This is a genomic window from Variovorax sp. OV084 (assembly GCF_900111625.1).
Classification (GTDB): Bacteria; Pseudomonadota; Gammaproteobacteria; order Burkholderiales; family Burkholderiaceae_C; genus Variovorax.
The window spans coordinates 160,234-174,945 of sequence record NZ_FOII01000009.1 but is presented as its reverse complement, the minus strand read 5'-3'; the positions used below and the strand labels follow the sequence as shown (position 1 = coordinate 174,945).

The following is a 14,712-nucleotide window of genomic DNA, read 5'->3' as shown; positions in this document are numbered from 1 at the left end:
GCAAGGGCCGGAGTTTGCAGGGCGGTGGCGGTCAAAGGTAGCCTCCCGGGTCGAACAATTGATATACGCTTGGCGTATGGAAAAGCCCGCTCCCGCCGACCGCATCGAGCTGATGCAGACCTTCGTGCGCATCGTCGAGGCCGGCAGCCTGTCGGCCGCAGCCACGCAGATGGGCACCACCCAGCCCACCGTGAGCCGCCGCCTGCAGGCGCTCGAGCGCTCGCTGGGCGTGCGGCTGCTGCAGCGCTCCACGCACGCGATGAAGCTCACGGAGGACGGCGAGCGCTGCTTCGACCGCGCCAAGGAGCTGATCCAGAGCTGGGGCGCCTTCGAGGCCGAGCTGCGCGGCGTCGGCGACCAGCCCGAGGGCCGGCTGCGCGTGGTGGCGCCGCATGCCTTCGGGCAGCAGTTGCTGGTCGGCCCGCTGGCCGGGTACCTGCAGCGCCATCCGCAGGTGACGGTCGAATGGCTGCTGCACGACAGCCCGCACGACCAGACGCCCGACTTCATCGCCGAAGGCGTCGACTGTGCGATTCGCGTCGGCGAAGTGACTGACCCGGCCGTGGTGGCGATCCGCCTGTCCGAGGTGCCGCGCATCGCGATTGCCGCGCCTTCTCTTTTCGAGGGTGCGGCCGCAGTGCCCACCCACCCCCGCGAGCTGGAAGCCCTGCCCTGGCTGGCCGCGCGCAACTTCTACCGCACCGAGGTCGTGCTCACGCACGAGACCACCGGCGAGGTGTGCCGCGTGCCGATCCGCCCGCGCCTGATCACCGACAGCCTCTACGCCCTGCGCAGCGCCGTCGTGCTGGGCCTGGGCGCAGGCGTGTCGTCGACATGGATGCTGACCGAGGAGATCGCCGCGGGCCGGCTGCTGCACCTGGTGCCGCAGTGGCGCGGGACGCCCGCGCCGGTGTACCTGGCGTACCCGTATGCGCGCTTCTACCCGGCGAAGCTGCGGCTCTTCGTCGAGGCGATGCGCACCGCCTTTCCCGCCGCGTAGCGTGCGGAATGGGGATCGGGGACAATCACCCCCTTCCCCCGACTCCCCGAAGTAGCCTGCCCATGAACGCCGTCTGGATCGACGAGGCGCCCGCCGCCGCCGACGCCACTGCCAATTCCCTGAAGATCGAGCGCGAAACGCACAAGCTCGAAAAGCGCCTGTGCCGCCAGGTCGGGCAGGCCATCGTCGACTACAACATGATCGAAGAGGGCGACAAGGTCATGGTGTGCGTATCGGGTGGCAAAGACAGCTACGCGCTGCTCGACATCCTGCTCAAGCTGAAGGCGCGCGCGCCGATTCACTTCGACATCGTCGCAGTCAACCTCGACCAGAAGCAGCCCGGCTTTCCCGAAGAGGTGTTGCCCAAGTACCTGAGCGACCTGGGCGTGGACTTCCACATCGAGAACCAGGACACCTACAGCATCGTCAAGCGCGTGATCCCGGAGGGCAAGACCACCTGCGGCCTGTGCAGCCGGCTGCGCCGCGGCATCCTGTACCGCGTGGCCGACGAGCTGGGCGCCACCAAGGTCGCGCTGGGCCACCACCGCGACGACATGCTGCAGACCTTCTTCCTCAACATGTTCTTCGCCGGCAAGCTCAAGAGCATGCCGCCCAAGCTGGTGAGCGACGACGGCAAGCACATCGTGATCCGCCCGCTGGCCTACGTGGCCGAAAAAGACACGGTGCGCTGGGCCCAGCACCGCGAGTTCCCGATCATTCCGTGCACGCTGTGCGGCAGCCAGGAAAACCTGCAGCGCAAGCAGGTCGGCGAAATGCTGCGCGAGTGGGACAAGAAGTACCCCGGCCGCGTGGAGAACATGTTCACCGCGCTGCAGAACGTGGTGCCGTCGCACCTGCTCGACGGAACGCGGCACGACTTCAAGGGTCTGAAGGCGACGGGCGTGGCGGATGACGACGGCGACAAGGCCTTCGACACCCCCTCCTTCGATCTGCTCTCCCAGGCACCTGCCGCCCTGCGCATCGTCCAGGGCTGACCGGGCACCCCAGGGGAATTTTGGGCTTTGCGCCCGGAGACCCTCATGAAACTTGCGTTCTCTGCTCTTCTTCTTGCAGCAAGCCTGACGGGTTGCGCCACCTCCTGGGTGGTCGACAGCGACGTCAAGAGCTTTGCCTCTCCCGGCACCGTGGCGCCCGGCGCCACCTACCGCTTCGACCGCCTGCCCTCGCAGCAGGCCGACGGCGCGCGGCAGGAATCGCTCGAAGCCATGGCCGCCGCGGCGCTCGACAAAGTCGGCCTGCGCCGCGACGACGCCAAGCCCCAGTACACCGCGCAGATCGGCGCGCGCGTGACGGCCGGCCTCTCGCCCTGGGCCGATCCGTGGCTCTACAACGGCCCCTGGGGTTATGGCTACGGCGGCTATGGCTACTACGGCCGGCGCTGGTACGGCGGCGGCTGGTATGGCGGCCCGGCGTTCGCGCCGCCAGCCAACCCCTGGTATGAGCGCGAAGTGAGCGTGGTGCTGCGCGAGGTGGGCTCCAACCGCGTGGTCTACGAGACCCGCGCCCGCAACGATGGCCCCTACACCTCGAGTGCGGCGATCCTGCCGGTGATGTTCCAGGCCGCGCTGCAGGGCTTCCCGAACCCGCCGCAGGGTGAGCGCCGGGTCAACATCGAGCTGTCAACGGCCAAAAAGTAGCGCTTCTAGAATCCCGCGAATGGAAGAAGCCACCCGCCTGATCGCCGTTCGCCACGGCGAAACCGCCTGGAACGTCGACACCCGCATCCAGGGCCAGCTCGACATCGGGCTCAACGAGACCGGACTCTGGCAGGCGCGGCGCGCCGGTGGTGCGCTGGCCGACGAGCCGATTGGTGTCGTCTACGCCAGCGACCTCTCGCGCGCCTGGCAGACCGCAGAAGAAATCGCCAAGCCCCATGGCCTGGCCGTGCAACCCGAGCCGCGCCTGCGCGAGCGTGCCTTCGGGCATTTCGAGGGCCTGAGCTTCGCCGAGATCGAAGCCACGCTGCCGGTGCAGGCCAAGCTCTGGCGCGAGCGCGACCCCGAGTTCGAACCCGACGGCGGCGAGAGCCTGCTGGTGTTCCGCGACCGCGTGACAGGCGTGGCCTCCGAGCTGGCGGCACGACATCCGGGCGAGCTGGTCGTGCTGGTTGCACACGGCGGCGTGATGGACGTGCTGTACCGCGCAGCCACCCGCCAGGAGCTGCAGGCGCCACGCACCTGGCAGCTGGGCAATGCAGCCATCAACCGCATGCTGTGGACGCCGGAAGGTTTCAGCCTTGTGGGCTGGAGCGACACCGCCCACCTGGCGGCGGACACGCCGCTCGATGAGCCCACGACCTAGCGCGACGGCACGATGGGCCGCTTGCCTTTCTCCGACCCGGGCAAGACGCTCCCATGAAAAGAACAAATTCGCCCCCCTCGGCGTACGCCAGTTGGGACGCATCCCAGACGCTGTCTGCTCCGTGGACCGACGCCACGCATCTGGGAAGCTTCGTCACCCTGGAGGCCGGCGACACCATTGCGCGCGAAGGCGAACGGCACGACTACTTCTATCTTTTGCGATCGGGGTTCGTTCACTCCACGATCCAGCGAAGCAACGGCTCGGAGTTCCTGCTCGAGATCTTCGGACCGGGTGCGATTTTTGGCGAAGGCCCGGCGTTTGCCGACAGTCCTCGGCCCACGACGACCCGGGCGGTCGCGCCGGCCATTCTCAGCCGCTATCGCCCGGCGGATGTCGCGCAGCAATTTTCGGAGCTTCCCGAACTCGCGACCTCATTGATCCAGCTGCTCGGCTTCAAGAATCACATGATCGTCGCCAAGCTTGCCGGGGTGGCCTCGGCGGCGCCCAAGGAGCGGGTCATCGATTTGCTGCTGCGTGTGGCACGCCTGCCATCGGCGCAGGCATCGAAACAACTCACCGTAGATCTGACGCATGAGCAGATCGGCGCCATGACGGCATTGAGCCGCGTCACCGTCACCCGCACGTTGAATGCGCTGGCGGGACACGGGCTCATTGAAACGCGGGCCCGGCAGGTCAGCATCCCGAATGCGCCGGCCTTGCGGCGTTTCCGCGATGCGTCACCATAAGAAAAAAGCCCACTTCCTGTATCGCTGGATACCGTCGAGCCCTTCCCCCATCGCCATCATTCACCCCGTCACACACATGGATGGGAAGAGCGGAGGAGGGAACGGGAGGAGCCGTTGAAGAAGAGGCCCGCCTTCAATTGGCGATGGCCCGGGTGTGACGTTTCGCAGGACTGCCAAAGTCCTTTCTGGCCGGGTGGCTCACGCTCATGACCATCCGGCATCTTTTGGATCGCCGTCAGGCGTGCGAGGCGGCGTGACCGCCCGCTGCAGCTTCGGCCTTGGCCTCTCCCGGCAGATCGACCATCGGTCCCGTGCCGCTGTAGCGGTCCAGCGCCAGGTAGATGGCAGGCGTGATGTACAGCGTGATCACCTGCGAGAAGATCAGCCCACCCACCACGGCCACGCCCAGCGGCTGGCGCAGCTCGGCGCCGGCGCCCAGGCCCAGCGCCAGCGGCAGTGCACCCATCAGCGCGGCCAGCGTGGTCATCAGGATCGGGCGGAAACGCAGGCGGCAGGCCTCGCGGATCGCGTCCACCGGCTGCATGCCCTCGGTGCGCTGCGCGTCGAGCGCGAAGTCGATCATCATGATCGCGTTCTTCTTCACGATGCCGATCAGCAGCAGGATGCCGATGGTCGCGATCAGCGTCAGGTCGAAGCCGAAGAGCTTCAGCGAGATCAGCGCGCCCACCGCCGCCGAAGGCAGCCCCGCCAGAATCGTCAGCGGGTGGATGTAGCTCTCATACAGCACGCCCAGCAGCACGTAAATGACCAGCACCGCCAGCACCAGCAGCACGGCCTGACTCGACTGCGAACTCTGGAACACCGCCGCATCGCCGCCGTAGGTGGTGATGATCGACTGCGGCATCTTCAGCTCGTCCTTGAACTGGTCGATCTTCGCGGTCGCGTTGCCCAGCGGCACGTCGGGCGCGAGGTTGAACGACACCGTCACCGCCTGCAGCTGGCCCTGGTGGTTGACCGAAGTCGGCCCCACCGTGCGCTTGACAGTCGAGAAGGCCGACAGCGGCACCAGCCTGCCCGTGGTGCTGCGCACCGACAGGCGCGAGACGTCTTCCTCGAACTGGCGGTCGTTGTCGGCGGCCGAGAGGATCACCTGGTAGGTGTTGCTCGAACCGTAGATGCTGCCGATCTGGCGGTCGCCATACGCGTTGTACAGCGCGGTGCGCAGGTCGCCAACAGCCACGCCGAGCACGCCGGCCTTGTCGCGATCGATGTCGAGCGTGGCCTGCAGGCCGCGGTTCTGCGAATCGCTGGTCACGTCGCGGAAAGCCGGGTCGGCGCGCATGCGCTCCATGAGCTTGGTAGACCAGGGCACCATCTCGCCCGCGTTCACGCTCTGCAGCGTGTACTGGAAGCGCGCCTTGCTCTGGCGGCCGCCCAGGCGCAGGTTCTGCACCGGCTGCATGTAGACGGCGATGCCCGGAATCTCGCGGAAGCGCTGGCGCAGCGACTCGAGCACCTTCGCCATCTGCGGGCGCTCGCTGCGCGGCTTGAGCACCGCGAACAGCCGGCCGGAGTTCTGCGTGGCCGTGGGCCCGCCGACGCCGACGAAGGAGCTCACGTAGTCGACGCTCGGGTCGTCCTTGAGCGTGGCGGCCACACGGTCTTGCAGCGCCTTCATGGCGGTGAATGAAATGTCTTCGGCGGCCTCGGTCGTGATCTGGATCTGGCCGATGTCTTCCTCGGGGAAGAAGCCCTTCGGGATGGTCGCGAACAGCCAGCCCGTGATGACGAAGGTCAGCGCCGCCATCATCAGCATCACCTTGCGATGCCCCAGCGTCCAGTCGAGCGTACGCATGTAGCCGCCATGTACCGCGCGGTAGCCGCGCTCGAATGCGCGGCCGATGGCGGTGCCCGGCTCGGGGTGTTCTTCTTCGTGGTCGAGCGCGCCTTCCTTGCGCGGCACCTGCTTGAGCAGGCGGCTCGCGAGCATCGGCACCAGCGTGAGCGACACCACGGCCGACACCAGCACCGCCAGCGCCACCACCACCGCGAACTCGTGGAACAGCAGGCCGATCACGCCCGGCATGAAGAAGATCGGGATGAACACGGCCACCAGCGAGATGGAGATCGACACGATGGTGAAGCCCACCTCGCGCGCGCCGCGCAGCGCCGCCGCGAACGGGTCCATGCCCTTCTCGACATAGCGCATGATGTTTTCGAGCACCACGATGGCGTCGTCCACCACCAGGCCCACCGCCAGCGTGATGCCGAGCAGCGAGATGTTGTCGAGGCTGTAGCCGAAGGCGTAGAGCAGCGCCACCGCGCCGATCAGCGAAATGGGAATGGTCGCGGCCGGAATCAGCGTGGCCACCAACCGGTGCAAAAACAGGAAGATCACCAGCACCACCAGCGCGATGGTGCCCAGCAACGTGAGCTGCACGTCGTGCACGGCCTCGCGAATCGACAGCGAGCGGTCGTTCACCATCTGGATTTCCACCGACTGCGGCAGCTCGGCCTTGAAGCGCGGAATGAGCGCGCGCACCGCGTCCACCACCTGCACGGTGTTGGCGTTGGGCTGGCGCTGCACGGCGAGCGAAATCGAGTCCTGCCCGTTGAAGCTGCTGGCGGTCTTGACCGACTCGAAGCTGTCCTCGATGGTCGCCACCTCGTCGAGCCGCACCGGTGCGCCGTTGCGCTGGCCGACGATCAGCTTGGCGAAGTCGGCCGCCTTCATGAGCTGGCGGTTGGCCTGGATGGTGAGCGTCTGGCGCGGGCCGTCGAGCACGCCGACCGGCGTGTTGGCATTCGCCGAGTTCACCGCCTTGGCGAGTTCGTCGAGCGTGATGTTGCGCGCGTTGAGCAGGTCGGCGTTGGCCTTGATGCGCACCGCAAAAGCCTTGCGGCCATACACGCCCACCTGCGCCACGCCGTCGATGGTCGAGAGCGTGGGCGAGATCAGGTTCTCGGCGTAGTCGTTGAGCTCCGACGGGTTCATCGACGGCGAGATCAGCGCGATGAACAGCACCGGCGCATCGGCCGGATTCACCTTGCGGTACGAGGGCAGCTGCGTGAGCTCTTGCGGCAGCTGGCGCTGGGCGCGCAGCAGCGCGGCCTGCACGTCAACGGCGGCGGCGTCGATGTCGCGGCTGCTCACGAACTCGAGCGTGAGCGAGGTCACGCCCTGCGTGTTCACCGAGCTGATGGTCTGCAGGCCCGGGATGGTCGAGAACTGCTTTTCGAGCGGCAGCGCCACCGACGATGCCATGGTGTCCGGGCTCGCGCCCGGCAGTTGCGCGTTGACGTTGATGACCGGCGTGTTGTAGCTGGGCAGCGCGGCCACGGGGATGCTGAAGTACGCAAAGATGCCGATGACCACCACGGCCGCAGACAGCAGCACCGTCATCGCAGGACGACGGATGCAGAGCTCCGAAATGTTCATGCGCGTTCCTGCTTCGGCGGCTTGATGTCGGCGCCGTCGGAAGACGCTGCACTGCCCGGCGTGACGCCGGTAGTGCCGTTGGCGGGCGCTGCAGGCTCGGCGGGCGCACCCGGCGCCTTGACGTCAACGCGAACCTTGCCGCCCGGGCGCACGTTCTGGCTGCCTTCGATCACCACCTGCTCGCCTGGCTCCACGCCGCTGACCGCGACCTTGGTGCCGAAGGTGTGCAGCGTCTTCACCTTGCGGCGCGTGGCGGTCTTGCCCTCGTCAACCACATAGAGCGAAGTGCCCTCGGACAGCATCATCAGCGCCGCGGCCGGCACAACGGTGACGCCATTGAGCGTGCGCACCGTGATGCGCGTGCCGACGAACTGGCCCGGCCACAGGCTCTGGTCGGCGTTGGCGAACACGGCCTTGGCGCGCACAGTGCCGATCTGAGGATCGACGGTGTTGTCGACGAAGTCGAGCGTGCCGCTCAGCGGCGCCTTGCCGCCGGTGACGACGGCTTCGACCTTCGAACGCGAGCGCGCGGCCTCCAGCAGGTCTTGCAGGTTGCCTTCGGGCACCGGGAAGCTCACGGCGATCGGGTCGAGCTGCGTGATGGTGACCAGCGACAGCGTCGGCTGCACCAGCGTGCCCGGATAGATGTTGACGGCGCCGATACGCCCCGCAATGGGCGCGCGCAGCGTGGCATAGCCCAGCGCCACCTGCGCCGACTGCACGGCCGCGCGGTCGGCGGCCACGGCGGCGCGCTGTGCCTCGAGCTGCGAGAGCGTGGCGTCGGCAGCGCTCTTAGCGATGAAGTTCTGCGCCACCAGGTCCTGGCTGCGCTTGTACTGGCGCTCGAGGTCGGCCATGGTGGCCTCGTCTTTTTGCTGCTGTGCGCGGGCGCGCGCGAGATTGGCCTGGTCGTTGCGGTCGTCGAGCGTGAACAGCAGCTGGCCGGACTTGACGAACTGGCCTTCCTTCACGTGCACCGCGCTCACCGTGTTGGTCACCTGCGGGCGCAGGTCGACGCTGTTGAGGGACACCACGCTGCCGTTGACCTGCACGGTCACCGGCACGTCCTGCTTCTGCGCCGTGGCCAGCGTCACGAGCGCAGGAGCACCGCCGCCGGAAGCTGCGCCGCCGTTGGCTGTCGGGGCCTTGGCACTCTTTGTGGCGGACTTGTCGCCGGACATGCTCCACCACCCGCCTGCGACGGCTACGATCAACACGCCCGCAAGGGCGACCGCGACATTTTTCTTCATGGGTTCTTTGTGCACTTTGGGCTGACAGCGACTATTGGAGCAGCGGCTGACTCTCGGTGTTCATGGGGCCTGTAAAGAAATGTAAAGCAGGTCAACCCAAAGCCCCGCATAACTGACTGTGGCCGGTGCGAGAGAACCACACCCCCTCGCTAAAATCGCCGCTCCACAGCCTCTGGATAAACCCCATGAACCGCTGCAAGACAATCACGAATGCTCTCACTTTCATAGCAGTTTGCACAGCAGCCATTGCTGCTGCAGGCCTTTTCCCGCTCACCGCCAGCGCCCAGGACGAAGTGCCCCGGCCGCAGACCCAGAACGAATCGCTCGTTGGAGGTCGCACTTTCCCTATCGGCACTTTGCGCGGCAAATTCATGGTCACCAACGCGCCCGAGGTCGAACTCGACGGCAAGTCCGACCGCCTGGGCGCCGGCGCGCGCATCCGCAGCGGCCAGAACATGCTGGTGATGCCCGGTGCCATCGTCGGCCAGAAGTACCTCGTCAACTACACGCGCGACGCCGCCGGACTGCTGCGCGAGGTGTGGATCCTCACGCCCGACGAAGCCATGGCCAGCCGCGAGTCGCTGGACAAGCCGCTCCTGAACATCTGGCCGTTCACCTCGAACGACACCGTCAACACGCAATAACGCAGCGGCGCGCCGCGCGCACCTGCAGCCCTCCACCCTCGGAGGGCAGAGAGAGTTCCCCATGAAAAAAGTATTCATCAAGACCTTCGGCTGCCAAATGAACGAGTACGACTCGGACAAGATGGCCGACGTGCTCAACGCAGCCCAGGGCTACGAGCCCACGCAGAACGTGGACGAGGCCGACCTCATCCTGTTCAACACCTGCTCGGTGCGCGAGAAGGCGCAGGAGAAGGTGTTCTCCGACCTCGGCCGCGTGAAGCACCTGAAGGCCAAGGGCGTGAAGATCGGCGTGGGGGGCTGCGTGGCGAGCCAGGAGGGCGAGGCCATCATCGCGCGCGCTCCCTACGTCGACATCGTGTTCGGACCGCAGACGCTGCACCGCCTGCCCGAGATGCTGAACGACCGCGAGCGCCTGAACCGCCCGCAGGTGGACATCAGCTTCCCCGAGATCGAGAAGTTCGACCACCTTCCGCCCGCGCGCGTCGAGGGCGCGACGGCCTTCGTGTCGATCATGGAAGGCTGCTCCAAGTACTGCAGCTACTGCGTGGTGCCCTACACCCGCGGCGAGGAAGTGAACCGCCCCCTCGACGACGTGCTGGTCGAGATCGCCGGCCTGGCCGACCAGGGCGTGCGCGAGATCACGCTGCTGGGCCAGAACGTGAATGCCTACCGCGGCAAGATGGGCGACACCGCCGAAATTGCCGACTTCGCGCTGCTGATCGAATACGTCGCAGAAATTCCCGGCATCGAGCGCATCCGCTACACCACGAGCCACCCGAACGAGTTCACGCCGCGGCTGATCGAGGCCTACGCGAAGGTGCCCCAGCTCGTGAGCCACCTGCACCTGCCGGTGCAGCACGGCAGCGACCGCATCCTGATGGCAATGAAGCGCGGCTACACCGCCATGGAATACAAGAGCACGGTGCGCAAGCTGCGCGCCATCCGCCCCGAGCTCGCATTGAGCAGCGACTTCATCGTCGGCTTCCCCGGCGAGACCGACGACGACTTCAACAAGATGATGAAGCTGATCGACGACTGCCAGTTCGACGCCAGCTTCAGCTTCATCTTCAGCCCGCGCCCCGGCACGCCCGCCGCCGCGCTGCATGACGACACGCCGCACGAGGTGAAGCTCGCGCGCCTGCACACGCTGCAGGCCGTGATCGACACCAACGTGAAGCGCTTCGGCCAGGCGCTGGTCGGCACCACGCAGCGCGTGCTGGTGGAAGGCGCCTCGCGCAAGGACGCGAACGAGCTCATGGGCCGCACCGCCTGCAATCGAGTCGTCAACTTCGAGGGCGACGCAAGGCTCGTTGGCCAGATGACCGATCTGCGCATCACCCGCTCGCTGGCCTACACGCTGCGCGGCGAGGTGGTCACGAGCGAATCGTCGATGCCGGCGCTCGCCCACTGATGGCGAAGCGACCTTCCATACGGGGCTCGTTCCAGCAGCTCCTGCTGTTCGCCTTTTTGCTGATCACCGCGCTGCTGGTTGGCGTGGCGCTGCGCTCGGTGCTGCAGTACGACGTACTGATGACGCAAAGCCGCGACGCGGCCGCGCGTGCGCTGCGCCTGTCGGGCGCGTCCCAGTCGCTGGCCGAACGCAGCGCGGCCATGGAGCGCGCGGGGCGCCAGTCGCTGGTGCTCAACGACGCGGTGCTGCGCCGCCGTTTCGACGACGCGGCGCGCGAGGCGCACCAGGTGCTGGAGCGGCTGGAAAAGAACGGCCTCGCACCCGCCGGCATCGAGATGTGGCGCACCCAGCTCGGCGTGATCGAGGGCCTGATGAGCGGCAACGCCGACAGCGCCCTCGCCCGCGAAAGCACGATGGCCATGCAGTTCCGCGAGCTCGACGCGCTCAACACCAACCTCGCGCAGCAGGCGCAGTTCTTGATCGAAACGCAGAACGACGCGCTGGCCAAGCGCATCGAGAACGCGCGCCGCCGGCTGATGCGCGAAGTGGTGGCCGCCAGCGTGCTGGCCGTGTCGCTGGCGCTGGCCTTCGGCATCTGGCTGGCGCGGCCGTTCAAGCGGCTGGAGCACGCCATCGTCGGCCTCGGCCAGAACCGGCTCGACGAGCCCATCGACATCCGCGGCCCGGCCGACGTGCGGCGCGTGTCGCAGCAGCTCGAATGGCTGCGGCTGCGCCTGACCGAGCTCGACGCCGACAAGGCGCGCTTCCTGCGCCACGTATCGCACGAGCTGAAGACGCCGCTGGCCGCGCTGCGCGAGGGCGTCTCGCTGCTCGAAGACGGCGTGACCGGGCCGCTGAACCCGGCGCAGCTCGAAGTCGCGCAGATCCTGCAGCAGAACACCGTGGCGCTGCAGGGCCAGATCGAGGCGCTGCTGCGCTTCAACGCCGCCGCCTTCGAGGCGCGCGAATTGCGCCGCGAACGCACCGAGCTGCTGCCGCTGATCGAGGAACAGATCGAGGCGCAGCGCCTGCAGTGGCAGTCGCACGGACTGCGCGTGCGCGCCGAGGGCGAGCCCATCGCAATGACGGTCGACCGCACCAAGCTCGGCACCGCAATCGCCAATCTGTTGAGCAACGCCATTCGCTTTTCGGTAACGGGCGGTGTCATCACCCTGGCGGTGTCGGGGACGCCCGAGGCGGTGCACATCGACGTGAACGACGCCGGGCCCGGCATTGCCGAGGGCGACCGCGACCGGATCTTCGAACCCTTCTTTCGCGGCGAACGCCAGCCCGAGCACACTGTGAAAGGTACGGGCATCGGACTTTCCATCGTGCAGGAGTACATTGCAGCCCACGGGGGCCGCATCACTCTGCAGCCCGGCGGTCCCGGTGCTCGCTTTCGCATCGAACTGCCGCGCACGGCCTGACCACCCCGGCTTCCCCTCTCCAACACTGCCTGACCGCCTCGCGTCCTTTCTTCGACCCATGTCTTTTTCGTTCGTCCGCCGTTCCTCCTTCGCCGGGGCGATGACCGTGCCTTTCGTCCTGCTGCTGGCCGCCTGCGCCACGCAGCCCAAGCCGCCCGCGGAGGCCGATGCGCTGCCGCCGCCCCCGGTCGTGCCGCGCGTGATGCCGGTCGAGGCCGAGCCCAAGGCCCCGGCCACGCAGCCGGCCTCGTCGCTCTTCACATTGATGACGCAGGGGCCGCAGGCGGCCATGCTGTCGTATGCCGACAGGGTGCGCCCGCTGAACGGCGCCGACCTGAACACGGAAATCACGCGCATCGGCGACCCCGGCGATGCGCCCACGGCGCAGATGCAACTGGCGCTGCTGCTCTCGCAAACCCGCGTGCCAGCCGACCTGGCGCGCGCGCTGGGCCTGCTGCAACGCGTGATCGCCAACCCCGCGCCCGAGGCGCAGGCCCTGCATCCGCTGGCACGCGCCCTGGCCGCGCGCTATGTAGAGCAGCGCCGCGTGGAAGACGACCGTGACAGGCAGGTGCAGCAGCTGCGCGACAGCCAGCGCCGCATCGACCAGCTGAACGACCGCATCGAAGCCCTGCGCGCCATCGAGCGCAGCTTTGCGCGGCCCAACACCACCCCGGCCGCAGCCACACCTGCGGCGCCGCCTACCGGAAGCAAGCCGAACCAATGAGCACCTCTGGCGCCCGTCTTCTCGTGGTCGACGACGACCCGGACATGCTGCGGCTGCTCTCGATGCGGCTGAGCTCGGCGGGCTACCAGGTCACGGCCGTCACCTCTGCAGAGACGGCGCTCACGCAGCTCGAGATCGAACATCCGCAGCTCGTGCTGAGCGACGTGCGCCTGCCCGGGCGCGACGGCCTCCAGCTGTTCGACGAGATCCGCAAGCGCCACCCTTCGCTGCCGGTGATTCTGCTCACCGCGCACGGCACCATTCCCGACGCGGTCGAGGCTACGGCGCGGGGCGTGTTCACCTACCTCACCAAGCCCTACGACGGCCGCGAGCTGCTCGACAAGATCGCGCAGGCACTGGCGCTCGGCGCCCCCGCCACCACGCCGAGCAAGGCCGGCGACGACAGCTGGCGCGCCGAGATCGTGAGCCGCAGCAACCGCATGGCCGAGCTGCTGGCCGAGGCGCGCATGGTCGCCAAGTCAGATGCTTCCGTGCTGCTGCGCGGCGACTCCGGCGCCGGCAAGGAGCTGCTGGCGCGCGCCATCCACAAGGCCAGCGCGCGCGCCGACAAGCCCTTCGTGGCCGTCAATTGCGGCGCCATTCCGGAAGCGCTGCTCGAGTCGGAACTGTTCGGCCACATGAAGGGCGCCTTCACCGACGCCCACGCGAATCACAAGGGCCTGTTCCAGCAGGCCGACGGCGGCACGCTGCTGCTCGACGAAATCGGGGACATGCCGCCTGCCCTGCAGGTCAAACTGCTGCGCGTGCTGCAGGAGCGCGCGGTGCGGCCACTGGGCGCGAGCCAGTCGATCGAGGTCGACGTGCGCATCGTCTCGGCCACCCACCGCGACCTCGACGCCGCGATGGAAGCCGGCCAGTTCCGCGAAGACCTGTATTACCGCCTGAACGTGGTGACGCTCACGCTGCCGCCGCTGTCGGCACGGCGCGAAGACATTCCGCTTTTGGCCAATCACTTCCTGCAGCGCCTGTCGACCAAGTACGGCAAGCGGCTGTCGGGCTTTGCGCCCGAGGCGCTGAAGGCGCTGACAACGGCAGCCTGGCCGGGCAATGTGCGCCAGCTGTTCAACGTGGTCGAGCAGGTCTGTGCGCTGTCGAGCTCGCCGCTGATTCCGCTGGCGCTGGTGCAGCGGGCGCTGCGTGTGCCGACGGTCGAGGTCCAGACCTACGCCGAAGCCAAGCAGCGTTTCGAGCGCGATTACCTCGTCGGCCTGCTGAAACTGACGGACGGCAACGTGGCCGACGCGGCCCGCCTGGCCGACCGCAACCGCACGGAGTTCTACCGGCTTTTGCAGAAGCACGAACTCACGCCGGGCCACTTCAAGGCCGACGCTGTCGCTCCGGGTGGGGACCCTGTCGCCGAGTAGCGACGCACCTAAGTCGTTGATTTATATGGCCTATCCCCACCAGCCCAGAAGGCTTGTCGGGATTCGGCGACAAAAACAGGGGTTTTGAGGCCTTCCAGCAGCCTCTTCCCGCGAAAAACACCGTCAGATCGCTCCAAGTCGTTGATCTGAAAGCGTTTTTCCAGCCTGGCACAGGGTTTGCCCCTGTACAGGCATGACAGCACTCACCAGCCCATCTTTCGCACTGCGTCAGCAGCGCGACGGCCTGCGTCAAAAGCAGTTTTCCCCCTCGCGGCCCCGTGCCGCGGGTCATTCGCTGGCCGCGCTCGCAAGCGCTGGCGGCGCTGAGCCGGATTGCGTGATCAAGCGCTTTCCTGCCATTGGCGACACCCCTTCCCTCGACAAGCAACGTTGGTAAATC

General features: G+C 67.3%; 13 protein-coding genes. 11 read left to right on the top strand and 2 right to left on the bottom strand.

Annotated features, from left to right (window positions below):
* Positions 1-76 precede the first annotated feature (76 nt).
* The 5 genes from BMW87_RS22150 to BMW87_RS22130 all read left to right on the top strand — a co-directional run bounded on the left by BMW87_RS22150 (position 77) and on the right by BMW87_RS22130 (position 4,068).
* Positions 77-1,000: a LysR family transcriptional regulator gene (locus tag BMW87_RS22150; protein WP_093056157.1), complete on the top strand. Its 924-nt coding sequence runs from the start codon at positions 77-79 to the stop codon at positions 998-1,000.
* Between the two features lie 62 nt (positions 1,001-1,062).
* Positions 1,063-1,995 carry a tRNA 2-thiocytidine(32) synthetase TtcA gene (ttcA, locus tag BMW87_RS22145; RefSeq protein ID WP_093056159.1) on the top strand — a complete coding sequence of 311 codons (933 nt, stop codon included), beginning with the start codon at positions 1,063-1,065 and terminating at the stop codon, positions 1,993-1,995.
* Between the two features lie 45 nt (positions 1,996-2,040).
* The gene (locus tag BMW87_RS22140; RefSeq protein ID WP_093056161.1) at positions 2,041-2,658 is read left to right on the top strand and encodes a DUF4136 domain-containing protein; all 618 of its coding nucleotides are present in this window, start codon (positions 2,041-2,043) and stop codon (positions 2,656-2,658) included.
* A 19-nt stretch (positions 2,659-2,677) separates the two neighbouring features.
* Positions 2,678-3,322, top strand: a complete 645-nt coding sequence (locus BMW87_RS22135; RefSeq protein WP_093056163.1) for a histidine phosphatase family protein — start codon at positions 2,678-2,680, stop codon at positions 3,320-3,322.
* A gap of 53 nt (positions 3,323-3,375) precedes the next feature.
* Positions 3,376-4,068, top strand: coding sequence for a Crp/Fnr family transcriptional regulator (locus BMW87_RS22130; protein ID WP_093056165.1), 693 nt, complete (start codon positions 3,376-3,378; stop codon positions 4,066-4,068).
* Positions 4,069-4,303: 235 nt separating this feature from the next.
* Here BMW87_RS22130 and BMW87_RS22125 read toward each other — a convergent pair whose 3' ends face one another.
* A complete protein-coding gene (locus BMW87_RS22125) occupies positions 4,304-7,468 on the bottom strand; it encodes an efflux RND transporter permease subunit (RefSeq protein WP_093056167.1) in 3,165 nt (1,054 codons plus the stop codon).
* Positions 7,465-8,649 carry an efflux RND transporter periplasmic adaptor subunit gene (locus BMW87_RS22120; RefSeq protein ID WP_093056170.1) on the bottom strand — a complete coding sequence of 395 codons (1,185 nt, stop codon included), beginning with the start codon at positions 8,647-8,649 and terminating at the stop codon, positions 7,465-7,467. Before BMW87_RS22120 ends, BMW87_RS22125 begins: the two co-directional genes overlap by 4 nt.
* 440 nt (positions 8,650-9,089) lie before the next feature.
* On the opposite strand from BMW87_RS22120, the gene BMW87_RS35535 reads away from it, so the two are divergent.
* The 6 genes from BMW87_RS35535 (at position 9,090) to BMW87_RS22090 (ending at position 14,709) form a co-directional block, all read left to right on the top strand.
* Positions 9,090-9,362, top strand: a complete 273-nt coding sequence (locus BMW87_RS35535; protein WP_256216862.1) for a hypothetical protein — start codon at positions 9,090-9,092, stop codon at positions 9,360-9,362.
* A gap of 61 nt (positions 9,363-9,423) precedes the next feature.
* Positions 9,424-10,773: a tRNA (N6-isopentenyl adenosine(37)-C2)-methylthiotransferase MiaB gene (miaB, locus tag BMW87_RS22110; protein WP_093078646.1), complete on the top strand. Its 1,350-nt coding sequence runs from the start codon at positions 9,424-9,426 to the stop codon at positions 10,771-10,773.
* Positions 10,773-12,200, top strand: a complete 1,428-nt coding sequence (locus tag BMW87_RS22105; protein WP_093056176.1) for a sensor histidine kinase — start codon at positions 10,773-10,775, stop codon at positions 12,198-12,200. Before miaB ends, BMW87_RS22105 begins: the two co-directional genes overlap by 1 nt.
* A gap of 58 nt (positions 12,201-12,258) precedes the next feature.
* On the top strand, positions 12,259-12,927 hold the full coding sequence (locus tag BMW87_RS22100; RefSeq protein WP_093078645.1) for a hypothetical protein: 669 nt from the start codon (positions 12,259-12,261) through the stop codon (positions 12,925-12,927).
* On the top strand, positions 12,924-14,312 hold the full coding sequence (locus tag BMW87_RS22095) for a sigma 54-interacting transcriptional regulator (RefSeq protein WP_093056180.1): 1,389 nt from the start codon (positions 12,924-12,926) through the stop codon (positions 14,310-14,312). Before BMW87_RS22100 ends, BMW87_RS22095 begins: the two co-directional genes overlap by 4 nt.
* 193 nt (positions 14,313-14,505) lie before the next feature.
* Positions 14,506-14,709 carry a hypothetical protein gene (locus BMW87_RS22090; RefSeq protein ID WP_093056182.1) on the top strand — a complete coding sequence of 68 codons (204 nt, stop codon included), beginning with the start codon at positions 14,506-14,508 and terminating at the stop codon, positions 14,707-14,709.
* The last annotated feature ends 3 nt before the right edge of the window (positions 14,710-14,712 follow it).

Coding starts and splice junctions, on each gene's coding strand:
- BMW87_RS22105 (WP_093056176.1), top strand. CDS start 10,773: ATGGCGAAGCGACCTTCCATACGGGGCTCGTTCCAGCAGCTCCTGCTG.
- BMW87_RS22150 (WP_093056157.1), top strand. CDS start 77: ATGGAAAAGCCCGCTCCCGCCGACCGCATCGAGCTGATGCAGACCTTC.
- BMW87_RS22100 (WP_093078645.1), top strand. CDS start 12,259: ATGTCTTTTTCGTTCGTCCGCCGTTCCTCCTTCGCCGGGGCGATGACC.
- BMW87_RS22095 (WP_093056180.1), top strand. CDS start 12,924: ATGAGCACCTCTGGCGCCCGTCTTCTCGTGGTCGACGACGACCCGGAC.
- BMW87_RS35535 (WP_256216862.1), top strand. CDS start 9,090: ATGGTCACCAACGCGCCCGAGGTCGAACTCGACGGCAAGTCCGACCGC.
- miaB (WP_093078646.1), top strand. CDS start 9,424: ATGAAAAAAGTATTCATCAAGACCTTCGGCTGCCAAATGAACGAGTAC.
- BMW87_RS22130 (WP_093056165.1), top strand. CDS start 3,376: ATGAAAAGAACAAATTCGCCCCCCTCGGCGTACGCCAGTTGGGACGCA.
- BMW87_RS22090 (WP_093056182.1), top strand. CDS start 14,506: ATGACAGCACTCACCAGCCCATCTTTCGCACTGCGTCAGCAGCGCGAC.
- BMW87_RS22140 (WP_093056161.1), top strand. CDS start 2,041: ATGAAACTTGCGTTCTCTGCTCTTCTTCTTGCAGCAAGCCTGACGGGT.
- BMW87_RS22135 (WP_093056163.1), top strand. CDS start 2,678: ATGGAAGAAGCCACCCGCCTGATCGCCGTTCGCCACGGCGAAACCGCC.
- BMW87_RS22125 (WP_093056167.1), bottom strand. CDS start 7,468: ATGAACATTTCGGAGCTCTGCATCCGTCGTCCTGCGATGACGGTGCTG.
- BMW87_RS22120 (WP_093056170.1), bottom strand. CDS start 8,649: ATGTCCGGCGACAAGTCCGCCACAAAGAGTGCCAAGGCCCCGACAGCC.
- ttcA (WP_093056159.1), top strand. CDS start 1,063: ATGAACGCCGTCTGGATCGACGAGGCGCCCGCCGCCGCCGACGCCACT.